The organism is Rhodohalobacter sp. 614A, assembly GCF_021462415.1.
In the GTDB taxonomy this organism is placed as follows: Bacteria; Bacteroidota; Rhodothermia; order Balneolales; family Balneolaceae; genus Rhodohalobacter.
Genome location: NZ_JAKEDS010000001.1, coordinates 1,271,743 through 1,296,200 on the forward strand (window position 1 = coordinate 1,271,743; position 24,458 = coordinate 1,296,200).

Sequence of the window (24,458 nt, forward strand, 5' to 3'; positions counted from 1 at the left end):
GACAAAAAACTGTATGATGAGATATCTAAGTTTATTGGTACTGGCACTTTTTCTGACGGGCGCTTCCGTTAATGATGCGCGAAAGGCGAATGAAGCATTCGAGAACGGCAATTACGAGCAGGCCGCAGAACTGTATCAACGGGCCATAGAAGAAGACCCGGACAATGCCAGGCTGCATTTTAACCTGGCCTCGACATTGCACAAACTAGGCCGAACCGAAGAAGCCATGCAGGCTTATGATCGGTTTGAGAATCTTACGGAATCGTCCGAAGAACAATCGTACGCCAGCTATAACCAGGGAAATATTCTAACCGAAGAGGATAAGTACAAAGAGGCTGCCGAATATTACAGGGAAGCACTCAAGAAAAATCCCAATGATCCGGATGCACGCCATAATTATGAATTGGCCCTGCAGCGTCAGCAACAGCAAGAACAACAGCAGCAAAACCAGGATTCGAATCAGGACCAGGATCAGGAAAACCAGGATCAACAGGAACAACAGCAGGGAAATGACGATCAGAATCAAGACCAGAACCAGGATCAACAACCTCCAAATAATGGACAGCAGCAAGATCAGCAGGAGCAGGAAGAACAGCGTCAGCCTCAGCCACAACCAACGGAAATGACCCCCGAAGAAGCGCAAAATATCCTGGACGCTTTAGAACAGCTGGAACGTGAACTGCTCGAAAACATGAAAAAGGAATCGAGTGAAACGCAATCTACAAATGACAAAGATTGGTAATTCGGCTCTGGGCAAGTTCGGCTTTCTCAGCTTTATTTTACTGTTGATACCGCTCGCAAATACTGCAATTGCACAGCAGGATTTTCAGCTTCAGGCCACCGTTTCAGAAAACAAGATTTTTATTGGCGAGCAATTTAATCTTCATGTGGAAGTTATTGGCACTTCCATGCGGGATGTTTCTCTTCCTCAACTTCAGGAAATCGATGGAATTGGAATCCTTTCAAGTACACCTTCGAGAAGTTCCAGTATTTCGATTGTAAACGGCCACACCACCACTTCTACAACCTACACCTTCGGGTTAATCGCAAGGACTACCGGTTTTTTTACCATTCCTCCCGTGACTATTCAAATTGACGGAGAAGAGTATCGAACGGAGTCTATTGATGTGGAAGTGATTGAGAAGGGCCAGCTTTCTGAAGATGGCCGTCGCCAACTGCCTGATATCTTTCTGGAAGTGGAAATTGATCAGCAGAATCCGGTTCCAGGTCAACAGATTATTGCCAGTATAGAGCTTTATTTCAAACAGGGAATTGAAGTGACTTCCTTTCAGCCAAATGCCGGCTGGCGAACGGACGGATTCTGGAAAGAGGAACTTCAGAACATCCGGCAACCACAGGCCGAATCTGTTATTCTGGAAGGAGTTCGATATCGTACGGCAACCCTGATGCGCTACGCTCTTTTTCCAACCCGAAGCGGCGAACTGACTCTTTCCGAGTTTCCGTTGAATGTAGGCATTCGTACACAATCATCCCGAAATGATCCGTTTGGAAGTTTCTTTGGATCTGCAGGCAGCCAGAGGCGGGTTACGCTCGAATCCGAACCTTTGGCAGTAAATGTTCGAAATTTACCGAATGCGCCTTCCGGGCTCCCCATTAATGCCGTGGGTAATATGTCGGTAGAAAGAATATTGACGGATGATCATGCAGCTGTTGGAGAAACCCTTGAACTTACAACCCGAATCAGTGGCGAAGGAAATATTCCATTGGTGAGAAAACCCGAGTACAATTTTCCGGATAATCTGGAACAATATACTCCCCAGGAAAGCAGCAATATTGAGCGGCGCGGTTTAACCATCAGCGGAGAAAAAACATTTACAGAGTTACTTTCACCCAGGGCACCGGGAACCTATGAAATTCCGGCCGAGCGTGTGGCCATTTACGATCCTGAAAACAGAAACTATCAATATGTGGACCTTCCGGCGTTAAAATTTACTGTAGATCCGGGAAATATGGCACAGAATCAATCATCATTTGCCAATGGAATGCGCTTGCAACCTGTTACAGGATTGGCAGTTTGGCATCAGCCAGCCTCTTCAGCCATCTTCACTAAGGTTTGGTTTTGGCTTTTATTGGTGATTCCATTTGCAGCATTGATCGCAGCGGCACGCAAGAAACGCCTGTTAATGAAACTCACGACCGATAAGAAGTTTGCAAGGGCACACCGGGCTGAAGAAGTTGCCCGTGAACGGCTCGATTATGCACGCTCGATCGTAGATAACGGAGATGCCAAGGAAATTTACAATACGTTACACAAAGCATTGTTTGGATATCTGACCGATAAGTTCGGGCTGCCTGAAGCGGGATTGTCCGATGCGGAATTGATGAACCACGTGAAGGAAAGTAAAATTCATGAATCGCAGCAAACACAGATCAAGAAAATTCTTGAGAAATGCGCAACTATCAGTTTTGCACCTTCCGGCGACCGAACCGATTTTAGAAGTGATATCCTCAAAACAGAAAAACTGATTACCGAATTAAATAACCAGCTTTGAAGAAGTACATTTATTTTACTGTTATTATCGGTTTTTCGCTTTTTGGTAGTCAGGTATATGCTCAGCAGTCTTCTTTTGATCAGGCCAATTCTTTTCTTGAAGAAGGGGAATACCAAAGCGCAATTGAGATTTACCAGTCCATTGAAGAAGGTGGATATCAATCCGGATCTTTGTGGCAAAATATGGGAGTGGCTTATACCCGTCTCGATTCACTTGGGAAAGCCAAATATTATTTTCTGCGGGCAGCCGAGTACAGCGAAACCGAAGACCAGGCAGAGCAAGCTCTTGCATATGTAAACAATCGGTTTCCGCGACAATCTGCGGTTTTACCAACGTTGCCGTGGATTCGTTTTTTCAATTTCCTGTCTGCCAATATTGGCCTCAGGAATCTTGTGTATATCTCGCTTTTCTTTCTTTATTTGGGAGTTGCGCTAAAAATCGGTTCATGGTTCAGGCTTGATTTGAAAAAAGCGCTCAACTACTCCGGGTATGGAGCAATTGCTATTTCTGCCGTTCTCTTTGTTTTTTCGGTCATCATTCAGTACCAGGAAAATCGCTACTCAACCGGTGTGATGGTAGACAATGAAAGTTCCGTTTATGAGCAACCCGATGAAAATGCCAGCATCATCAGTACGGCTTACGAAGGATATACAATGCAGATTGATGAAGACGAAAGTGAAGGAGAGTCTGGCTGGAAATACATCCGGCTTGAAAATGGAATGTATGGCTGGATTCAGGACAACCACATCATGATTTTTTAAGAGAATAGATCTATTACTATTCAAACGTAAGAAAAAGTTTTTGTCCCGATCTCAAATTATTCCACTACTTCAAACCGTATTTTTCTCTCCCTGGTTTGATCAGATTCCGTGTCTAAAATAGATACCACCAATTCGTATAGGCCGGGATTTAAATCTGTGGTCTCAATTTCAAGATCTTCATCCACGACCGACTCTTCATTTGTAAAATTCAGAGTGAGAATAAATTCGGTTTGATCGGTATTAACATTTCCCTGTTCATCAACCGGCAGTATCCTGTAAGTCATTTCGAAGCGGCTGAAACCATCGGCCTGTATGGCTAAATTATACACTTCAAAGTGCAGAAGAAGGGTTTCGCCGAATGGAATGAGCCTGTTGTTGGCCACTTTAAAATCAAATGGTTCGGTGATTTCGTTGGTGTGATTGTACCCCAAAATCAGATCCGAAACCTCCATCGAGTCAGGATGACTGACGAGCGGCTCCGGCTGGCGATATTGTTCTTTATTCCACCCCCGCAATGCTGGTGGAAAGGGTGTGTGATAAATGGATTTGGAATCGGGATCATAATTCATCAATTCAACCGAAACCGCCTGGAATGTTTTTCCTGTATGAGGCTGACGGAATAACGTCGTAGACATTCTTTTCGCTGAGGGGCGTGTAATGTAGAGAGGCGGCTGATCGCTTCGGCTTAAGGTTTTTTCCCAGGATTCGTCATAGGAGAGGAGAGTGTGAGTCAGTTCATAAAAGGTGTACTCATCAAGCACATCATATTCTTCATCAATCTCTTCTTTTAGCAGCAGGTTGGTGCCTTGGTTCCGATTGTAATCAATTAAAAAAGCTTCGTGAGCAGAACTTTCTACATAGGTTAAAATTTCCGGCTGCAAAGAATCGCCCAGAAGACGGTAATGATAAACCTCCAGTGGAATTTTTGGAATTAGTTCGGCGTAAGTAGATTCCTGTTGCGGTGCCTGCATGACCTGTTCGTGGATGATCTCTTTGCTTTCGGACTGAAATGCAAGATCCATTCCTTGGAAAGCCTGGATGCCCTGGTCCAGAATTCTTGTCTGGAGTTCATTCAGCCGGCTGCCAAAAAACGGGTCTACCTGGGCAAGTTGTTCGTAATAAAGAAGTTGCAGAATCAGTGCCGGAGTAATACCCACTCTTGTGAACTCAAGTGATTCATCATCTTGATTTTCTTCAGCATAAAAGGCCCTTTCGGGAATAAAATCTTCGAGACTGGTTTGAAGGGTAAACTGATCATTTCGAACATCCGTACCGAAAACAAAAATAATGGGCGCTTCCTGAGGCTCTACAATCTGATCGTAAAACCAAATTTCATACTCGGGATACCGGTGATATTCATAAATAGCATTCTCCAGGCGATTCATAAACTCACGCTCGTTGGAGCGGACAGTTTCCGGCATGGGGTCGTCGCCTTCATTGAATTCCGGCAATAATTGGTTTTCCAGCCACTGGCGGATATTAAAACTTTGAAGGGTTAAAATGCCGCTTTTTACCCGGTCGGCTTCGCCATAGCGAACATAAATGAGCGAGCGTGCATCCGTTCCATAGACCGTGCTTTCATTCTTGGTAAATTGCTCTTTTGCGGTAGCAATTCGCTGCCAGTGTTCAATTAGGCGTTCGTTCGTGGCATTGGCGGGAGTAGGATCATTTTGAACCCAAAATCCTTTCATGTCGCTGGGCAGAGACGAATCTCTTTCATCCCACCAGTTCATCCATTGCCGAAAAATTCCGTCTCCGATAATTGGTTTTAATCGCTCAATTTCCTGGCGAATGGCTATGCGGCTGTTCATGCCAACACCATTTGTCAATGCCTGGTAATAAAGATTGGTGGCAGGATCGTAATAACTGCGCATCTGGTTTTCGGCAACAACACGGATAAATTCAAACCCGATCCGGGAATCAACTCTATCAGATTGCTTATAAGAGTTGTACCAAATATCGAGCGCCTGGCTAATATTGCCACGGGATATTTCTTCCATACCACGTTCGTACGCCTGCTGAGCCTGCCCGAATACGGTGAGCGTATTCAGAAGAAAACAGAATAGAAAAAACTGAGCTGCTATAAAATTTTTGTATCTCGACATCTGGTTATACAAATTAACGGTTTCCCGAAAAAATACAACGGACTAATTTGAGTTATCTTTCCCTTTTTGCAAACCAAAAAATCGAGGAAATGTTCAAAAAGAAATCTCGTTTTTTGTACCTTACTTCTGCATATTCCAAACGCGATTCTTTTTAGCAGTCTAACGTCACATGGCAGATAATTACAGGGTTTTAACACGGACATACCGGCCACAGTCTTTTGATGATATCGTATCACAGGAGCATGTGAGCAGTACCCTGAAAAACGCTATCAAACAAAATCGAATCTCTCATGCGTATATGTTTTGCGGACCGCGTGGAGTTGGAAAGACCACAATGGCGCGCGTGCTTGCGCGAACTCTAAATGAAATTGATTCTTCTGTTGATGGAGAATCCCTCAGCCAAACCCTGAATGTGGTTGAGATTGACGCCGCTTCCAATAACAAGGTAGAAGATGTGCATCACCTGCGCGAAGTTGTTCGGGTTCCTCCCCAAAGCGGCAAATACAAGGTTTTTATTATTGATGAGGTTCACATGCTCAGTAAGTCGGCGTTTAATGCCCTGCTGAAAACGCTTGAAGAACCGCCGCCACACGCTATTTTTATTTTTGCTACCACGGAACCCCACAAAGTTCTGCCAACGATTTTGTCCCGTGTTCAACGGTTTGATTTCAAGCGAATCAGCGTAGATGAAATTGTTAGGCAGTTGAGTAAGGTCTGCGAGAGAGAAGGAATTTCTATTGATGACGAATCTCTGCACGTAATCGCCAAAAAAGCAGATGGTGCACTTCGCGATGCTCTTGGGTTAATGGATCAGGCCATAGCATTTTGCGGAAATACAATCACCTATTCTCAGATCACACAGGCCCTGAATATTGTTGGGAATGATGAGTTGTTTGAGTTTACGGATGCAATCAGCGATCAAAATGCAGAACAGGGATTGTTACTCATCGACCGATTGCTAAAAGACGGTGTGGATATTGTTGAGTTTCTGGTTTCTTTGACATCACATTTCAGAAACTTATATGTGGCTCACCAGGATAAACAGATGCATCTTGTGGAAGCTACGCCGGAAACCAAGCAGAGATATCAAAAAACGGCACAACTTTTTTCTGAGGATGATTTGTTACGGATGCTTCACATCGCGAGTGATGCTCAAACAAAAATCCGGGACGTTCAACAACCGCGTGTTCATTTCGAGATCCTGATGCTGAAACTGGTTCACATGAGCCGGGTCAAAAATATTCAAACCCTTCTGAATGAAGCGGCTCAGTTAAAAAAAAAGAGCAGTAACCGGGTAGAGTCTCAAAAATCTTCATCCCCGCAAAACCCGGAGGAGAAATCTGCACGAAACGGACAATCAGTACAGAAAAATGGAGTTGAAGAGACATCTCAAACGAATCAACCCGAAGAACGTTCAGGGCTAGCCCTGGATACGCCCGAAGAGAACAACGAGCTAAAAAAATCACCAGAAATACCTCAAACCAAAGCTGCCGAGACTGAAGTAACCGAGGAAGAAGATGAGGGTATCAATGAACTTCTGATGGGTAAACCCAGCCTTGGGTATGCCAAAGGGATCAGCACGGCCAATGGTGTTAAAAAGAAGGAAAGGGTTGAACCGAAACAGGTTGAGAAGCGAACGCTCAAGGGAATTGAGGATATCGAAAATTGCTGGCAGGAATATCTTGATCATCTGAGCAGGGAAGTGCCTTTATTACTGTATGAACAGGTAAATCGTGTTCAACTCAAGAATCTGAAAGGTTCGGAAGTAACAGTTTCGGCAAGTGATGAATTTGCTCGAAATTTAATTGAAGAGAATCAAAAGACGCTTTCTTCGTTGTTTAAAGAAAAAAATGGCGTTCATGTACGATTTCGGTGTGTGGTTGAACGCACGAAAAAGAAAGAATCTGCACAGTTAAATCCCTATGAGCGTTTTCGCGAATTGCAGAAAAAAGACTCTCAACTTCGCTCCATTGTCGAAATTTTCGGAGCTGAATTTGAATATTAATCGTCATGAAAACGAATCATCTGTTTAGAGATTCCGTTTTATTCATTCCAACAGAAAATTAAAAAAAGGATAGTACTATGAGTCAACCGAATATGGCCGATATGTTTGGCAAAATTTCCAACATGCAGGCAAAAATGAAAGAAGTTCAGGACAAACTTGGAGAACTTACCGTTGAAGCTGAAGCCGGCGGAGGAATGGTAAAAGTAACCGCCAATGGAAATCGCAAAGTCGTAAGTATTGCGCTCGACAAGGATGTTATTGATCCGGAAGACCAGGAAATGTTAGAGGATCTTATTGTTGCAGGCGTAAATAAAGCGTTGGATAAGGCCGAAGATGCTGCAAAAGAAAAAATGCAGGAAGTGTACAAAGACATTCTTCCGGGCGGCGGTATTCCGGGCATGGATATGAGTAAGCTCGGACTGTAATTTTCGCAAGATCAACCAAAATCAATTCTCCTTCTTATAGAATTTTAAATGCAAATCACCTCTGAAGCTCTTGAACGGGCGATTGAAGAACTGGCAAAACTTCCCGGAACGGGACGTAAATCAGCACAGCGAATTGCCATACATCTTTTAAAACAATCGGACGAGCACGTATCCAAACTGGCTGATGCTCTTATTCAACTCAAAAAATCCGTAACCCGTTGTTCGGTTTGCGGAACCATTACGGATACTGATCCCTGCTCAATCTGCAGCAACCCGAAGCGAAAAACCGGGGTGGTTTGCGTGGTAGAGGAATTTCAGGATGTGTACATCATTGAGAAGACGAATGAATTTCGTGGCCGCTATCACGTGTTGGGCGGAACGATTTCTCCGCTGGAAAATATTGGTCCCGATAATATTCGCATCAAAGAATTGCTGGACCGTATTGCCAATGAAGAGGAACCGGTTGATGAAGTAATTCTGGCCTTAAACCCCGATGCCGAGGGAGAGGCTACATCGTACTACATCAATAAACTTCTCAAAAATTATGATATTCAGGTCACGCGCATTGCATATGGAATTCCGATGGGCACTGAACTCGAATTTATTGACGAGGCCACGTTAAGCCGTGCTTTCGCCAGCCGAACATCTTTTTGATCTATTCTCAAATTTAAAAAATCATGCATCTTTCTTTCAATCATTTACTTGTAGCCCTGATCTCAGCTCTGTTTACACTGGGATTTTCTATTTCTGAATCCGTGGCCCAAAGAGCCGGTTATTGGCAACAGGAAGTCCATTACGAAATGGACGTTGATATGCATGTTGAGGCTAATCAGTTTGATGGGAAACAGAAACTTGTCTACACAAATAATTCTCCCGACACACTGAACCGTGTTTTCTATCATCTCTTTTTCAATGCGTTTCAGCCCAACAGTATGATGGACAAACGGTCCAGAACCATTGCGGATCCCAGCAGTAAGATTGCCGATAAAATTACCGGGTATGACAGCACAGAAATCGGGTATCAAAAAATCTCCTCATTAAAACAAAATGGGGAAGAGGTAGAATTTTTGGTGGAAGGAACCATTCTGGAAGTACAACTGAAGGAGCCGATTCTTCCGGGCGGGGAAACTGTATTTGAGATGGAATTCAATGCACAGGTTCCGCTTCAAACCCGAAGGTCGGGCCGGGATAACGAAGAAGGCGTTCGATTCTCGATGTCGCAATGGTATCCAAAAATTGCTGCTTATGATGAAGACGGCTGGCATCCCAATCCATATATCGGAAGAGAGTTTTACGCGCCTTTTGGGGTGTTTGATGTTACCATTCATATCGACAGCAGTTATGTTGTGGCGGCAGGATCTGTTCTTCAAAATCCTGAGGAAGTGGGTTTTGGATATGAAACTGAAGGGATGGAAGTAAATCGACCGGATGGAGAGAAGTTAACCTGGCATTTTCGGTCCGAAAATGTGCATGATTTTATGTGGGCTGCTGATCCTGATTTTACCCAAATCACAAACCAGGTTCAGGACGGTCCGCTTCTGCGATTTTTCCATCAAACCGGGCCGGTGGCTGAAAATGCATCCGAAGAAAGAGCGAAAGAATTGCCCGAAAGCTGGGCAAATCTTCCCGCCTTTACTGCAAAAGCAGTTGAGTATATGAACAAAAATGTTGGGAAATATCCCTACAAGGAGTATTCCGTAATTCAGGGCGGTGACGGAGGTATGGAATACATCATGGGAACGCTGATTACCGGCAACAGGAGTTTCAGAAGTTTGGTTGGGGTAACGGTTCATGAGTTAATTCATTCCTGGTTTCACGGAGTGTTGGCCAATAATGAAGTTTATGAGGCATGGATTGACGAAGGATTTACGAGCTATTTTTCCAGTCTTACAATGAACGAGATTTTTGATGAAGACGAAGAATTTCCCATGGCGTCACAGTATAGAGGATACAAGCAAATTGCTGTTTCACCCGGACTGGAAGAGCCGATGAGTATTCATTCTGATCACTACAACACAAATGTGGCTTATTCCCGGGCTTCATACACCAAAGGAGCACTTTTTTTGCACCAGCTTGGCTATATAATCGGTGAAGATGTTTTGGTTCAAAGTCTCAAAGATTTTTATGAGATATGGAGGTTTAAACATCCCACGGGTAAAGATTTTATCAGAATTGCAGAAGAAGAAAGCGGGATGGTTCTGGATTGGTACTACGAATATTGGATTAACACCACAAAAACGATTGATTATTCCATAGAATTAGTGGAAGCTGCCGGCGACGGTACAAATATTTCATTGAAGCGAATGGGCCTCATGCCAATGCCGATTGAGGTAGAAGTTACGCGGACAGATAGTTCCTCAACGGTTTACTATATGCCGTTGCAAATTATGTGGGGTGAAAAACAAGATGAATATTCCGGAAAAGAGTGGATTCAAAAAGAGGATTGGCAATGGGTATCTCCAGAGTATACTCTCATGATTGATGAACCCATGGAATTCATTCAAAAGATTGAAATCGATCCGACCCAGCGCATGATGGACATAAACAGAGAAAATAATATCTGGGAACCTTCTGAAGAGGAATTCGAAGAGATAGAATCAGATTAATTTCCAGTCTGGTTTACTCCTTTTTCAGAAGTGTGCCGTTCATCGGAGTGTTCAGAATTCAAAATGTGGAAATAAACTTACTTCTTGAACATTGTTTTTAGAACAAAAAAGATATTCTCTTTTCTTTCCATTAAGCGCCGTTTAAAATAAGGAAACCACATCGTACCGTAGGGTACATAGATTCTGGCATTGTACCCATCTTTTACAAGCTGTTCCATCGTCTCTTCTCTTAAACCGTAGAGCATTTGGAACTCAAATCGGTCTTTGGAGATATTTTCCGTTTTGGTATAGTTTTTAACAAAATTGATGAGTTCATCATCGTGTGTGGCTATTCGGGGATAATCAGTTTTTTCGAGCAGAATTTTGGCATACTGCTTGAATGCTTTTCGAATATCTTCCATATCCTGCAAAGCAACGGATTCAGGTTCTTTATATGCCCCTTTACACAGCCGGATATCTGCGCCAAGTTCAGCAAGTTCAGGAATATCTTTTTTTGTTCTGTGAAGATAGGCCTGAATAACAATTCCCACATGTTTGCCATATTTTTCAAAAGCCTCTTTGAAAATGTCGATGGTTTGCTGGGTGTAATCAGATGCTTCCATATCAATCCGAACGAACGAATTCAGCTTTTCAGCAAGTTCCAGCAGATCAAAGAGATTCTTTTTACAATATTCCTGGTCAATGTCCATTCCCAGCATGGTTAGCTTTATGGAGATGGTGCTTTTAAGTCCCGCTTCATGAATCTTGTTAAGAAGTTGTTTATAGATCTGTACGGTGTCGTCGGCTGTGGTTTTTTCTTTAACGTTTTCACCGAGCAAGTCCAGGGTTACTTTTATTCCGCTCTCATTAATAGTTTTGATTTTTGGTATCGTCTCTTCAAAAGTTTCAGCGGCAACAAATCGTCTCGCAAGAGCAAATGGTAATTTCATAAATCAATAAATCAAAGGTAATGTTAACTCCGAAAACTAAAGTATAGCAATTTCTTTAGAATGAACCGTCATCTTTAAAACAGAAAAAAATTGCTCTTTCATTCAAAAAGCCGAAACCCTGATTTTTATCTTCCGTAAGATTTTTTGTACACGGGATGAATCACTTTTTTACTCCCCTAATCGGATCAACAAAAATATTAAATCTATAAAATTATGATCGAGAAAACCTACAAGGCAGTCATAGCATTTTTGGTTTTGGTCCTAACCTTTATTTGCTCTGCCGATGCACAGGACAGCGATCGGGCTTATCGAATTGAAACGTTTAATACGTCGTCATCACCTTCGGTGAATGTATCTACATCCGGGGGATCTATTAATGTGATAGGACAAAATTCGAGCGAAGTACGCGTGGAAATGTATGTTCGAAGAAATGGCCGCTACCTGGATCCCTCCGATACAGATCTTTCTGATTATGATATCGAGATCGATTCCAACGGAAGCACGGTATATGCAGAAGCAAAAAGAAAAGGCTCTGGCTGGAATTTGTTTGGGTCTAACCGGAATTTGTCGATTTCGTTTGTGGTTTATGCTCCGGAAAATTCAACCGTATCCGGGAATACCAGTGGAGGCAGTGTTTCTGCTGAACATATTGTGAACAACCTGAGTTTGCGTACCAGTGGCGGTAGTGTAAACGTGCATGATGTGGCCGGTGAAATCGATTTGCGGACATCTGGTGGAAGTATCAATATTGAAAATGCTGACGGTAGAATTGACGGGCGAACCAGCGGCGGATCGGTTTCGGCCAGGAACGTGAGTGGTTCAGCTGATTTGAGAACATCCGGAGGCAGTATTCGCCTGGAAAATATTTCAGCAAAAATGTCAGCCAGAACCAGCGGTGGCAGTATTCGTGGCGAATTTCTGACCTTTGACAATGACATTGACCTTCAAACCAGCGGCGGAAATATTGAAATTAACCTTCCAGAAGTATCCGATTTTAACATTGATCTTAAAGGCCAGCGGGTAAATACACAACTCCGCAATTTTACCGGCGAGTTTGAACGAGATCATGTTGAGGGAAGAATTGGAAGAGGCGGGCCGATGTTAACAGCCCGAACCTCAGGCGGTTCGGTGAGTTTACGTTACTAATCTTCTCTGCATTATCATCATTACACTGTCTAAAAAGTGCATGCCTCCCCGGTAATGCACTTTTTTTGTGAGGGCCACACGGTTTTGCTTTTATAATTTCCTTAAGTTTAATCAGATGAAGCTTTTTAAGCTATTTCAGAGATTTCAATGATCATCTCACACAAAAACTTCAAACCGTTTATTATTACAATTATCTTAATCATGTTTTCATATATACCTTTTATATATGATGGATTTCCGACTACATAAGAGGATTCTCTGGCTGTATGAATAAGATGGTTTGGTGCCTTTACCCGAACATGGATTGGAATACTCCAATTTTGCACATGATCACACACCGATTTATTTTGTAAATCTTAAGCAGGTTTTCCCTGATTGATAATGAAGGGTAAATCAGGCGATCTTTTTGGGCAGTGAACTTATTTCTGAAAACGTGATAGAAGAAATTCAAAGTTTGTTAAACGAAACATAAAAATACCATTCTCACTTTGAATGTTATAATTTTGCAAGATGTTCAAAGAATAGAGAAATCAAATCAAAAACATAGACAAAACAATGAATAAACTACTCTTTAATTCTTTAATCGTAGCACTGTTTTTTGCATTTTCGGCTTGCGGGGGCGGTGGTGATACTGCTCAGGAAACTACAGAAGCTACAGGCAGTCAGGAGACCGAATCCGCCGAAAGTATGGACGATGGTGTACGAACCATTCATATAATCGGAACGGATAATATGAAATTTGCTGTGGAAGAAGCAGGTGAAGGAATTGTAACCGGTGATGCATCCGGAGAATACATTCTTCTCGAATCTATTGAAGTAGCTCCTGGAGAAGAAATCAGAATTACTTTAACAACAGTAAGTAATCTTCCTGCTACGGCAATGTCTCATAACTGGACTTTAATTGATATGGGAACGGACTTAGAAGCATTCTGGCGAGCCGCAATCTCAGCCCGGGATAATGACTATATCTCTCCTGACTTTGAAGATCAGGTAATTGTCCATACAAGAATGCTCGGTAATGGAGAAACAGATTCAGTAACATTTACAGCTCCTGAGGAAACCGGAGAATATGATTACTTGTGTACATTCCCCGGCCACTTTAGCGGCGGTATGTATGGCAAACTGATTGTTCAGGAATAAAAATTCCGATTTACAGAACGTAAAAGAAAAGGCCATGTATTTAGCATGGCCTTTTTTGTTTATCGAAAGTTTAGGCTATTTAATATTTATATAAACCGGCTGATGGGTTTTGGCTGAAATTTCCACAGCCTGGGAATAAGTATTTTGTTTGATCTCGTCAGATGAGTTGGCTGCCAGATCCAATGATTTTTCACCTACAGAAATACCGGCACTTGAAGTGGCACAGGTTACGGTAATTTCCATCGGGGAAAAGATGCTGAAGGTAACAGCCTGAGCCACAAGATTGAGAAAGCTGTGCCGGGTCTCAACTTTGGCCACGCCATTGCTGCAATGTTCCGTTGCATCTATCATATCCGGAGGTATCAGCCCGGCTATAAAACTTGTTGCCCAGGCTTTCTTGTAAACTTCATTTGAAGCCTCAAGTCCCGTTGTGATTTGTGCATGATAACAGCCGGTCATCATCAAAACGAGTGCAATTAACAAAATAGACTTTCTTAACATAGTAATTGGTTTAAATGGTTATTTAATGAAAGGTTCAGTGTAGAATTGACATATTGTTCTAATCAGAAATAATATCCTGAGGTATGATCATAGAAATCTTCGGAAGTTGATTTGGTCATCTTTCTCAGTTTTTTTGCTTTCTGATTGAAGAGTGTATCTTCATTATTAAATGCGTGATACAGATCAAAAAAGTCTCAAATAAATTCTTACCTGTAAAAGATGAAGGAACTTGAAATAATAGAAGCAGATTTTTCGATAAAGAAACATGCTGACGCGGTGCTGTTTGTAACAGATCAGTATGCCCGCGATCCAATGGGGTTGGGAGGGGCGTTACCGGATAATATTCGTGATAAATTGATTGACGAGCTCGAAAAATTTCCGGGAACTTTCAGTTATATTGCTTTTTTTGACGGAGAGCCAGCGGGCATTGCTAATTGTGTGTACAGTTTTTCGACGTTTAATGCCGCAAAAGTTATTAATATTCACGATTTGGCTGTGATTAAAAGTTTCAGAAGTAAAGGCATTGGAGAAGCACTCATAAGCGCCGTTGAAAAAAAGGCCGCTGAAACGAATTGCTGTAAAGTAACCCTGGAAGTAAGGGAAGATAACAGGGCACGAAATCTGTACGAAAGAATGGGATTTTCTTACGGTGAGCCGCTTATGTATTTTATGAGCAAATATTTATAGCAGCACGGGTTGCTTGATACATTTTTCCTGGATAAAATGAATGGCTGCGTGAATAGAAATAAAGCTTTTAATGTAACCATAGCTATTCCCATCCGTACCAATAACATCGGGCAAAAATCGAACGCAGAACACGATGAAACAGAAAGACAGAAATTTAAAAAATAATTTAAGAGATACGGGAAGAACGGATTCCCTTGCAGACTTTTTAGCTAAGACGGACAGCTCATCGTCAATGGATTCTTCTTCGGGAGGTAACTTTACTCGTAATTTTCTGCTGATATCCATATTCGTGGTATTAGGGCTTTATGTGATCCAGGATATCAGCAAAATATCTTTGAATCCGGTCACCTCCATTGTTAATTCCATTAATTTCGACGGCTATAGTGAAGATCTTCTAAACAGCATGAATGAACTAATGGTTGAAATGGGATATGCCGATCTTACCCATGAAGAACTGACCGAATTGAGAAATGAAGGAGTAACGGCTACTTATATATCAAACATCCGTTCTTTAGGGTTTACAGATTTAACCCTGGATGATGCTGTACGTTTGGCAAATGCCGGTGTTTCTTCCACTTTTATGGCCATGATGATTGAACTGGGCTACGATCTCACCATCGACGAATTTATTGAACTGGAGCGAGCGGATGTAACGGCTTATTATACCAGCAATATTCACGATTTGGGTTATACCGATGTTACAACAGATCAGCTTATCCGGATGCAAAGAATTGGAGTTACTACCGGCCTCATTCAATCTCTGCAGGAAGAGAGGGGCGAAGATATCCCCCTGGAAGAAATTATTCGTTATAGGATAAGTAACCAGTAAGTCACCCTGGAAATTTCAGGATGACTTACCAGTTTTAATGAGTCGAGTCACTCTCACTTAACAAATCTATCGTGTTGAATTCAACGCAGCTTGTGCAGCGGCCAATCTTGCAACCGGTACACGGAATGGCGAACAAGATACATAGTTCAACCCCTGCTGATAACAGAACGTAACACTATGCGGTTCGCCGCCATGTTCTCCGCAGATTCCAACTTTTAAGCCCGCTTTCTGTTCGCGTCCTTTTCGGGTTGCCATTTCTACCAATTGGCCAACTCCTTCAATATCCAAAACCTGGAATGGATCTTCCTGCAGGATGCCTTCTTTCAGATATTCACCCAGGAATTTACCGGCATCATCGCGGCTGTAACCGAAGGTCATTTGAGTTAAATCATTGGTTCCGAAGGAGAAGAACTCGGCATCTTTGGCAATTTGCCCTGCTACAAGTGCAGCTCTCGGAATTTCAATCATTGTTCCAACGCGATACTCTATAGTATCCTCCAGGTCATCAAAAACAGATTTGGCTGTATTATCAATAACCAGTTTCTGGCTTCTGAATTCCTGCGGTGTTCCTACGAGCGGAATCATGATTTCCGGTGTCACATTATGGCCTTCCTGTTTTAATTCAACAGCAGCTTCAAGGATGGCGCGTGTTTGCATTTCGGTAATTTCCGGGTAGGTAATTCCAAGGCGGCATCCCCTGTGACCAAGCATTGGGTTGAATTCCCGAAGCGAACGAACTTTATGAGCAAACTCTGAAGCTTTGATGCCAAGATCTTTAGCGACAGCTTCAATATCGTTTTTGTCTTCAGGAAGGAATTCATGAAGCGGTGGATCCAGCAGCCGAACCGTTACCGGCAGATTGTCCATGGCTTTAAAAATTTCCTTGAAATCATCTTTTTGATAAGGCAGGAGTGCGGCAAGCGCATCTTTCCGTTCTTCAAAACTGTCAGAAATAATCATTCTTCGGATGGCCCGAATTCTCTCTTCACCAAAGAACATGTGTTCCGTTCGGCATAGGCCAATTCCCTCGGCGCCAAAATCCCGGGCACGTGTGGCATCTTCTTTATTGTCGGCGTTGGTTCGAACATTCATGTCTCTGAACTGATCCACCCAGGTCATAAATGTTTTGTAATTGTCATCCAATTCGGGTTCGATAACCTCTTTTTTGCCTTCAATTACAGTTCCGCGAGCCCCGTCAATTGAAATCCAGTCGCCTTCATGAACGGTTATTTTTCCGTTGGTGAAGGACTTATCTTCATAATCGATGATGATATCGCTGCAACCGGCAACGCAGGGTTTGCCCCATCCACGGGCAACTACGGCAGCGTGGCTCGTCATTCCTCCTCTTGAAGTCAGAATTCCCTCTGCGGCAGACATTCCTCCAACGTCTTCCGGACTGGTTTCAATTCGAACCAGGATAACGGAATCGCCATTTTCTGCGGCTTCTTCAGCGGTTTCGGAATTAAACACAACTTTCCCCACTGCGGCTCCGGGAGATGCAGCCAGACCAACACCAATAATCGATTTTTCATCGACAGAATCAGAATCGATTTGCGGGTGGAGCAATTGGTCGAGATGGTTGGGTTCAACAAGATTTTTTACAGCGTGTTTTTCGTCAATTAAGCCTTCGTGAACCATGTCGGTTGCAATCTTGATAGCCGAATGCCCGGTGCGTTTGCCATTTCGGGTTTGAAGTATGTAGAGAGTTCCTTTCTGAATGGTAAACTCAATATCCTGCATGTTACCGTAATGGCTTTCCAGTTTTTTACCCCAGTTCAAAAGTTCCTCATAAACTTCCGGCATAACATTTTTCAGTTCATTGATGTCATTTGGAGTACGAATGCCGGCTACAACGTCTTCACCCTGAGCATTTACTAAAAATTCTCCGTAAAGTTCATTTTCTCCGGTTGATGGATTTCGCGTAAAACATACGCCGGTAGCACAGTCATCACCCATATTTCCGTAAACCATCGCCTGCACGTTTACGCCAGTTCCAAGAAGGCCAGTGATGTGATTGATGCGTCTGTATTTGATAGCACGCTCACTGTTCCAGGATTCGAAAACGGCGTTAATGGCCCATTCCAACTGTTCAAACGGATCAGAAGGAAACATATAACCGGTGGCTTTTCTGTAAACCGCTTTGTACCGGTTTACGAGTTCTTTCAGGTCTTTTGTGTCCAGCTCGGTATCCAGTTCTACTCCTTTTGAATCCTTAAGTGATTCAATGGCATTTTCGAACTCTTCGTGGGGAATCCCCATTACCACATTTCCGAACATATCGATAAAGCGGCGGTAGCTGTCGTAAGCAAATCGTTCGTTATTGGTGTGATTGGCCAGCGCTTCAACCGTTTTGTCATTCAAACCAAGATTTAATACTGTATCCATCATTCCGGGCATGGATACGGCTGCACCGGATCGAACGGAAAGAAGGAGGGGGTGTTCGGAATCGCCGAAGATGGTCCCCATAATTTCTTCGATGAAATGAACCCCGTTTTTCATCTGTTCTTTCAGTCCTTTCGGCCATTCTGAACGGTTTGTAGTATAGTAATCGCAGGCTTCGGTTGTGATGGTGAATCCGGCGGGAACAGGCAAACCGATTGAAGACATTTCAGCAAGATTGGCGCCTTTTCCGCCAAGCAACTGTTTCATGCTTTTATCGCCATCTGCCGAGCCAACACCAAATGTAAAGACATGCTTTCCTTGTTTTACTTTCTCCATGATTATCACCTTAATATTATTGTAGTTGATGGTCTCTGATTTTTTTTCTCTCAATAAGTAACATAACTCCGAATTGTTATGATTGTATGAAGAGATGTATTAGAAAAGCGGTTTTTTCAGGCTGATCAACTTTTAAAAGAGGAGAGGCGGAATCTCTATTTTATTAAAGAATATACCTTGAAAAGTTAATTCTGAGGTGTGACAGGAGAACAATTTCCTTCGGGGATAAAAATATCCGGGTCTAAAAATCAGGTATTTTTTAAACTAATATTTCAGAATGCATCAAATTAAAAGGATATCCGTATTTTAAACAGACTACTATTTTTAGCTTAGAATTAACGTCCGAAGTTTTACATCATGGAAATTGTCTGGATTATCATTGGTTCAATTCTCATCGTAGCGGGCATCGTTGGCGCATTTTTGCCCGTCCTTCCCGGAACACCACTTAGTTTTGCAGCCTTGCTTCTTATGCAGTTTACATTAGGCGCTCCATTTTCCTGGACATTTTTGTTGTTATGGGGATTGGTTGTGGCTGTAGTTGCCACCATCGACGGCCTGATTCCCGCAGAAGGCGCACGAAGAATGGGAGGCAGTAAATACGGGATTTGGGGATGCCTGATTGGCGGATTGCTTGGTGTCCTAATGTTTCCGCCTTTTGGGCTTCTTTTCGGACCCATTGCAGGAGCGTTTATCGGGGAACTGATGTACGGCAGGAAAACCGATTCTGCATTTAAGGCCGCTATGGGATCGTTTGTAGGATTCCTCGTGGCAATGTTTCTGAAAATAAGTGTGTCGTTAATTCTGGCATACTACTTCTTTTCGAATATTTGAGGGAATACCTCAAAAAGAAAAAGCCGGCAGGAACCAAATCCTGACCGGCTTTTTTTAGATTCATGAAGTTCAACCTATCATTTAGCAAGCTGGCTTGCCATGATAAAAAGCGGCTGATCTTCAAAAATATTGTAGTAAGGTCTGTAGCGTTCTGTGTTGTAATACTTCTCAACATCTACAGTTTTACTTCCGCTTTCAATAACATCGATGGATCTGTTTCCATACTTACCGTTGTTAAGAACAACCAAACGGCCGAACTCTTTCCTGAGAACAAGATCAAGCGCAATGTTACCAAATGCCATTGGAGCAATACTGTCAATCGCATCTGGATTTCCACAACGTGTGGTGTATCCAAGTTTTTGATTGATGACGCCAATAGAACGGCCATTGTTATATTTTTTGGAGAGAGTTTTGAGTCTGTCTGAAACAATATCTCCGATTCCTCCAAGTTTTTTATGACCGAAAGCATCTGCTTCACTTCCTTCAAAAACCATGTCTTCACCTTCAATCATGGCTCCTTCGGAGATCATAACCATCGAGTAGTTGCTTGGGTTTTTCTTGCGGTCTTCAACCAATAGCTCTGTAAGCTGTTCTACATTGAATTTGTGTTCTGGTATGATACATCGGTGTGAGGCGCCTGCAAGTGTAGGAAGCATGGCGGTGAATCCTGCATATCGTCCAAAAACTTCCATCACACAGAATCGCTCATGAGAACCGGTAGGCGTTCTCAGTTCATTTGCGAGCTGAATGGTTCGGGAAATACAGGTACTAAACCCGATGCAGTAGTCGGTTCCGGGAACGTCGTTATCCATTGTTTTTGGAATAGCTACAACGTTAAACCCTTCTTGATGGAGACGTAGTCCATAACTCAGAGTGTCGTCTCCACCGATTGGGATCATGGTATCAATACCGAGCCAGTCGAGGTTTTTCAGAGCCTCTTCTGTGATGTCATTAATGTCATCCGTGTACTTGTCTTTATACTGCGGAGGCATATCTTCCTTACTAACTTTACTTGGATTGGTTCTGGAAGAGTGTAGAAATGTACCGCCGGTTCTGGCAGCTTTGGTTACAACTTCTTCAGTAAGCTCGAAGAAATTTTTACTGTTGTCTGCATTTTCATCTCGAACGATATCAATCAATCCGCCCCAGCCACGACGAATACCAATCACTTTATAGCCTTCTCGAATAGCCCGAATTGCTACACCCCTGATTGCAGGGTTCAGGCCTGGGACATCGCCCCCTCCGGTTAGAATTCCAATAACACCTTTTATTTTATTTATGTTGGCCATAGTGTGGGTTAAATCTGTTTGATTACGATTATATTTCACTGTATAAGTTTATAATATAAAACTATATGATGAATGATTAGTAGTAACAAAACCGAAATTTACAATGAGATAACGAAAGCGGTTTCATACCAGTTCTCTACCAAGCATATTTTTTAAATCATAAACTCTATTCAATTAAATAACATGAGTCTTCCTCAGGTACGTGTAAAAATATCATCACTTTACGAAGATTTAAAGAAAAGCCGGCAAGAATTTGAAAAAGATTCATCAGCGGTGCTCAATTCCCGTAAAATTGTTGAAAATGCCCTGCAAGATGGAAATACTTACTACGGGATAAATACGGGTTTTGGAGCACTGGCCAATCAGCGGATTTTGGGAGAACAGTTAACACAATTACAACGGAATCTAATCTTATCACACTCCGTTGGAGTCGGCAATCTTGTTCCCAAAGATATTTCCAGATTAATACTTCAACTCAAGATTCATGCTCTGTGTATTGGCTGCTCAGGTATTTCGATGGAAACCCTGCAGCGATTACTCTATTTCCTGGATCATGATTTGATTCCGGTCATTCCTGAAAAAGGATCGGTAGGAGCTTCCGGAGATTTGGCTCCGCTCGCGCACATGTCATTACCATTGCTTGGTTTCGGCCAGTTCTGGAATGAGGAGGGAACCGATACAATTGAGGCTTCCACGATTTTGAGCGCTCACAACTTGGAACCGGTTGAGCTTCAGGCAAAAGACGGATTATCTCTTATAAACGGAACCCAGCTCATGAGTGCGTATGGAGCGTATATTTTGGAAAAGGCTTTATACCTTCTTAAAGTTTCTGATGTCGCCTCAGCAATGAGTCTGGAAGCTTTGCAGGGAAGTATCAAACCGTTTGATGAGCGGATTCATCAAGTCAGACCGCACAAGGGTCAGTTGGAAGTCGCTGAAAATATCCGGTTTTTACTCCGCAATAGTGAAATTTTGGAATCGCACCGGCATTGTGGAAAAGTTCAGGATCCGTACTGTCTCCGTTGTGTTCCACAAGTACACGGTGCCAGCCGCGATGCTCTTCGCCATTCCATTGAGACCCTTCAAACGGAAATTAACTCGGTAACGGATAATCCCCTGGTCTTCGAAAATGGAGATATTATAAGCGGCGGCAATTTTCACGGTCAGCCGCTGGCTTTAGCCCTCGATTATGCAAAAATTGCACTCGCGGAATTGGCAAGTATTTCTGAGCGGCGAACGTATCTGCTGCTTGAAGGGCACGACGGTTTACCCAAATTGTTGATGCAGAAAACGGGGATTAACTCCGGGTTCATGATTCCTCAGTACACTTCGGCCGCACTGGTTTCCGAGAATAAAGTGCTTTGCCATCCATCCTCGGTCGATTCAATTCCCACAAGTCTCGGACAGGAAGATCATGTGAGTATGGGAAGTATCAGTGCGCTTCATCTGTTGAAAGTGTATGAAAATGTAGAAACGGTTTTGGCTATTGAACTGTTTACTGCCGCACAAGCCCTGGATTTCAGAAAACCCTTGAAACCGGGTGAAGGCGTAGAGAAAGCCCATAAGGCAATTCGGGAAGCCATACCCCATGCAACCGAAGACCATTATTTTAAAGATGATATTAACATTGCACAGAGATTAATCCGCGAGCGAAAATTGATTCAGAATCTGGACGGAGAAGAGTATCATTTACATTAGCAACTAAAATCTGCGAAGCTTAACCTGTTATCTTTATTAGTTATTACCGAATTTTCAAATCAATTTTTTTTGCAAAATAAAGAACAACATCAGCCAAGAATAATTATAGCGGGCCCAACGGCGTCTGGCAAAAGTTCACTGGCTGTCGAACTGGCCCAAAAAACAGATGGCGAAATCATTTCTGTTGATTCCCGCCAATGTTTTAAACAAATAGACATCGGCACAGCCAAGCCAACAAGAGACCAATTAGCGCTCGTGCCTCATCACAATATTTCTGTTCTCGAACTGACTGAAGAGGATTCGGTAGCTGATTTTAAAAAAAGGAGTGATCAGTATACAGCCGATATAGAAGAGAGAGGGAAGGCCGTGATTTATTGTGGCGGCAGTACTCTGCATTTGCAATCGCTCATTCAGCCGCTGGATGATATTCCCGAAGCCGATCCAGCTAATATTGAAATGCTCAATCAAACCGCAGAAGAAAAAGGCCTTGATTTTTTGTTTGATCAGCTCAAGAACGTGGACGCGGAATATGCTCAAAAAATGGATGGACTGAATCGCCAGCGCATTATTCGCGCTCTTGACGTGTGGCATCAAACCGGGAACCCATTCAGCAGTTTTCACAGTGATGATCCCATAACTCTGCCAGAAGGATATCGTTTTTTTGCGCTTCACCATCCCAGGAAAGTTCTTCATGAACGAATAGCCCAACGCACTGAAAAAATGATTGAAGAGGGATTAGTGGACGAAACCAAGAAGCTGTTAGAAGAAGGATATAGGCGGGATTTGCAGGCATTTAATACGGTTGGTTACAAACAAGCCATTCAATTCTTAGATGGAGAACTGGCCAAAGAACAGATGATTAAAGACATAAAAACCGCAACGCGCCGCTATGCAAAAAGGCAAATTACGTGGCTTCGAAGATGGCCGTTTGTGGAATGGATTGATATGAATGAGATATCGGAAAAAGAAGCAATCAAAAAAATTCTTGTTGCTTGAAATCGGCTTTTTGTTAAATATTGAGGAGATCTTTTGGGAACTATCTGTTAAGTATTTTATTCAATAAAACAGTGATTCACTAAAACCAAATTCAAAACTAGTTATGAAAGCACTGTTAAAGATTTCAGTATTATTAATCGCAATCATCGTACTGAGTTCACAACAATCACAAGCACAGGTAAAAGCAGGTTTGGGGGCGGCCTTCGCCAGTGAGGTTGAACAGGTGGGGATACAGGGAGATCTGCATTACCGGCTGCCAAACACTCCGGCGATTCAGTTTGGCGGCGGATTGGCTTATTATTTTCCGAAAGAAGACCGGGAATTCATGGAGGCAAACCTTAACGGAGCGTATATTTTTTACGATAAATATATGTTCAAATCATACCTTTACACCGGGTTGCATCTCGCAAGGTTAGAACAAAACCATTCGAATGGTTCATCGATAGACAGAACCATTGGTTTAAATATAGGTTTGGGAGCGGAATACGATTTCGGTTCACTTCTAGCTTTTGGCGACCTGAAATATGTTGTCAGTGAGATTGATCAGCCGGTCTTTTCAATTGGATTAAGGGTGCCTTTTGGCGGAAATTAAGGTTCTTGCTTTTTACATATCACTGGTAGCGGCTAAGCTCCATAACCGTTAACTTATGGTTTTTCAATAACCCGAACATTCGTATGTATAAAGCCAAAGTCAACATTACACTCAGAAAATCAATTCTCGATCCGAAGGGAAAAGCTGCCCATCATGCACTTCAGAACTTGGGATTAAAAAATGTACAAGACGTTAGGATTGGAAAATTTATTGAGATGAATATTGATGCCGAATCACAAAATGAAGCACAAAAGCTGGCTGAAACCGCCTGCCAGCAACTGCTAGCAAACGAAGTGATGGAGGATTTCCATATAGAAATTGAGGAGTGAAATCGGTCCATATATGGGTATAGACCTCATTCGTAAATATCAGTATGTACTAAACCAGGTGAAGCCGGAGAAGCAGGAGCCGGATACCGAAGTCCTCGAGAAAGAAGTAGAGGAAGAGGATGAAGCACTGGACAAACCCTGGAGATTGATTTTATACGATGATGATATTCACACATTTGATGAGGTGATTCATCAATTGATTAAGGCATTGGGTTGCAGTATGAGCAAAGCAGAAGAGCTTACATACAAAGTTCATAACGAAGGCAAGGCAACAGTCTTTGAGGGCAGTTTTGAGGAGTGTTTAAAACGAAACTCCGTGTTGCAGGAAATACAACTGGTTACAGAAATCAAAGGATAA

The 24,458-nt window shown here is 42.7% G+C and carries 22 protein-coding genes; 17 read left to right on the top strand and 5 right to left on the bottom strand.

The genetic code is table 11. The features are described from left to right. The first annotated feature begins 13 nt into the window (after positions 1 to 13). Genes L0B18_RS05020 through L0B18_RS05030 form a run of 3 tightly spaced genes read left to right on the top strand, consistent with a single transcriptional unit; the run spans position 14 to position 3,274 of the window. Entirely contained in the window at positions 14 to 742 is a 729-nt protein-coding gene (locus L0B18_RS05020; RefSeq protein WP_234568643.1) for a tetratricopeptide repeat protein, read from the top strand. Continuing rightward, positions 726 to 2,513, top strand: coding sequence for a BatD family protein (locus tag L0B18_RS05025; RefSeq protein ID WP_234568654.1), 1,788 nt, complete (start codon positions 726 to 728; stop codon positions 2,511 to 2,513). Before L0B18_RS05020 ends, L0B18_RS05025 begins: the two co-directional genes overlap by 17 nt. Further along, positions 2,510 to 3,274 carry an SH3 domain-containing protein gene (locus L0B18_RS05030; RefSeq protein ID WP_234568656.1) on the top strand — a complete coding sequence of 255 codons (765 nt, stop codon included), beginning with the start codon at positions 2,510 to 2,512 and terminating at the stop codon, positions 3,272 to 3,274. Before L0B18_RS05025 ends, L0B18_RS05030 begins: the two co-directional genes overlap by 4 nt. A gap of 56 nt (positions 3,275 to 3,330) precedes the next feature. On the opposite strand, the gene L0B18_RS05035 is transcribed toward L0B18_RS05030, so the two are convergent. Beyond that, on the bottom strand, positions 3,331 to 5,379 hold the full coding sequence (locus L0B18_RS05035; RefSeq protein WP_234568658.1) for a GWxTD domain-containing protein: 2,049 nt from the start codon (positions 5,377 to 5,379) through the stop codon (positions 3,331 to 3,333). 169 nt (positions 5,380 to 5,548) lie between these two features. On the opposite strand from L0B18_RS05035, the gene dnaX reads away from it, so the two are divergent. The 4 genes from dnaX to L0B18_RS05055 all read left to right on the top strand — a co-directional run bounded on the left by dnaX (position 5,549) and on the right by L0B18_RS05055 (position 10,415). Then, complete coding sequence (dnaX, locus tag L0B18_RS05040; protein ID WP_234568660.1) at positions 5,549 to 7,384, top strand: DNA polymerase III subunit gamma/tau; 1,836 nt, start codon at positions 5,549 to 5,551, stop codon at positions 7,382 to 7,384. A gap of 77 nt (positions 7,385 to 7,461) precedes the next feature. Further along, positions 7,462 to 7,809 carry a YbaB/EbfC family nucleoid-associated protein gene (locus L0B18_RS05045; RefSeq protein WP_234568678.1) on the top strand — a complete coding sequence of 116 codons (348 nt, stop codon included), beginning with the start codon at positions 7,462 to 7,464 and terminating at the stop codon, positions 7,807 to 7,809. A 48-nt stretch (positions 7,810 to 7,857) separates the two neighbouring features. Next, positions 7,858 to 8,463 (top strand): recombination mediator RecR, encoded by a 606-nt coding sequence (gene recR, locus L0B18_RS05050; RefSeq protein ID WP_234568680.1) that lies wholly within the window; start codon positions 7,858 to 7,860, stop codon positions 8,461 to 8,463. Between the two features lie 23 nt (positions 8,464 to 8,486). Then, positions 8,487 to 10,415, top strand: coding sequence for a M1 family metallopeptidase (locus tag L0B18_RS05055; RefSeq protein ID WP_234568682.1), 1,929 nt, complete (start codon positions 8,487 to 8,489; stop codon positions 10,413 to 10,415). 77 nt (positions 10,416 to 10,492) lie between these two features. Here L0B18_RS05055 and L0B18_RS05060 read toward each other — a convergent pair whose 3' ends face one another. Further along, positions 10,493 to 11,344 carry a proline dehydrogenase family protein gene (locus L0B18_RS05060; RefSeq protein WP_234568691.1) on the bottom strand — a complete coding sequence of 284 codons (852 nt, stop codon included), beginning with the start codon at positions 11,342 to 11,344 and terminating at the stop codon, positions 10,493 to 10,495. Between the two features lie 213 nt (positions 11,345 to 11,557). Between L0B18_RS05060 and L0B18_RS05065 the strand changes: the two genes are divergently transcribed. Together L0B18_RS05065 and L0B18_RS05070 are read left to right on the top strand one after the other, a co-directional pair. Further along, a complete protein-coding gene (locus L0B18_RS05065) occupies positions 11,558 to 12,490 on the top strand; it encodes a DUF4097 family beta strand repeat-containing protein (RefSeq protein ID WP_234568693.1) in 933 nt (310 codons plus the stop codon). 555 nt (positions 12,491 to 13,045) lie between these two features. Continuing rightward, positions 13,046 to 13,630 carry a plastocyanin/azurin family copper-binding protein gene (locus L0B18_RS05070; protein ID WP_234568695.1) on the top strand — a complete coding sequence of 195 codons (585 nt, stop codon included), beginning with the start codon at positions 13,046 to 13,048 and terminating at the stop codon, positions 13,628 to 13,630. Positions 13,631 to 13,705: 75 nt separating this feature from the next. Here L0B18_RS05070 and L0B18_RS05075 read toward each other — a convergent pair whose 3' ends face one another. Next, entirely contained in the window at positions 13,706 to 14,131 is a 426-nt protein-coding gene (locus tag L0B18_RS05075) for a Bor family protein (RefSeq protein ID WP_234568696.1), read from the bottom strand. Positions 14,132 to 14,350: 219 nt separating this feature from the next. On the opposite strand from L0B18_RS05075, the gene L0B18_RS05080 reads away from it, so the two are divergent. Then, positions 14,351 to 14,818, top strand: coding sequence for a GNAT family N-acetyltransferase (locus L0B18_RS05080; RefSeq protein ID WP_234568705.1), 468 nt, complete (start codon positions 14,351 to 14,353; stop codon positions 14,816 to 14,818). Between the two features lie 133 nt (positions 14,819 to 14,951). Continuing rightward, the gene (locus L0B18_RS05085) at positions 14,952 to 15,647 is read left to right on the top strand and encodes a hypothetical protein (protein WP_234568722.1); all 696 of its coding nucleotides are present in this window, start codon (positions 14,952 to 14,954) and stop codon (positions 15,645 to 15,647) included. Positions 15,648 to 15,713: 66 nt separating this feature from the next. Here the strand turns inward: L0B18_RS05085 and ppdK are convergent, their stop codons facing one another. Continuing rightward, positions 15,714 to 18,365 (bottom strand): pyruvate, phosphate dikinase, encoded by a 2,652-nt coding sequence (ppdK, locus tag L0B18_RS05090; protein ID WP_234568724.1) that lies wholly within the window; start codon positions 18,363 to 18,365, stop codon positions 15,714 to 15,716. Positions 18,366 to 18,722: 357 nt separating this feature from the next. On the opposite strand from ppdK, the gene L0B18_RS05095 reads away from it, so the two are divergent. Then, on the top strand, positions 18,723 to 19,196 hold the full coding sequence (locus tag L0B18_RS05095; protein WP_234568745.1) for a DUF456 domain-containing protein: 474 nt from the start codon (positions 18,723 to 18,725) through the stop codon (positions 19,194 to 19,196). Positions 19,197 to 19,273: 77 nt separating this feature from the next. On the opposite strand, the gene L0B18_RS05100 is transcribed toward L0B18_RS05095, so the two are convergent. After that, positions 19,274 to 20,485 carry a 6-phosphofructokinase gene (locus L0B18_RS05100; protein ID WP_234568748.1) on the bottom strand — a complete coding sequence of 404 codons (1,212 nt, stop codon included), beginning with the start codon at positions 20,483 to 20,485 and terminating at the stop codon, positions 19,274 to 19,276. A gap of 183 nt (positions 20,486 to 20,668) precedes the next feature. Between L0B18_RS05100 and hutH the strand changes: the two genes are divergently transcribed. The 5 genes from hutH (at position 20,669) to L0B18_RS05125 (ending at position 24,458) form a co-directional block, all read left to right on the top strand. Then, positions 20,669 to 22,183, top strand: coding sequence for a histidine ammonia-lyase (hutH, locus tag L0B18_RS05105; RefSeq protein WP_234568751.1), 1,515 nt, complete (start codon positions 20,669 to 20,671; stop codon positions 22,181 to 22,183). 69 nt (positions 22,184 to 22,252) lie between these two features. Further along, positions 22,253 to 23,179 (top strand): tRNA (adenosine(37)-N6)-dimethylallyltransferase MiaA, encoded by a 927-nt coding sequence (gene miaA / locus L0B18_RS05110; protein ID WP_234568754.1) that lies wholly within the window; start codon positions 22,253 to 22,255, stop codon positions 23,177 to 23,179. A 103-nt stretch (positions 23,180 to 23,282) separates the two neighbouring features. After that, the gene (locus L0B18_RS05115; protein ID WP_234568758.1) at positions 23,283 to 23,771 is read left to right on the top strand and encodes a hypothetical protein; all 489 of its coding nucleotides are present in this window, start codon (positions 23,283 to 23,285) and stop codon (positions 23,769 to 23,771) included. A gap of 83 nt (positions 23,772 to 23,854) precedes the next feature. After that, positions 23,855 to 24,100: a phosphoribosylformylglycinamidine synthase subunit PurS gene (gene purS, locus L0B18_RS05120; RefSeq protein ID WP_234568787.1), complete on the top strand. Its 246-nt coding sequence runs from the start codon at positions 23,855 to 23,857 to the stop codon at positions 24,098 to 24,100. Positions 24,101 to 24,113: 13 nt separating this feature from the next. Beyond that, positions 24,114 to 24,458: an ATP-dependent Clp protease adaptor ClpS gene (locus L0B18_RS05125; RefSeq protein ID WP_234568790.1), complete on the top strand. Its 345-nt coding sequence runs from the start codon at positions 24,114 to 24,116 to the stop codon at positions 24,456 to 24,458.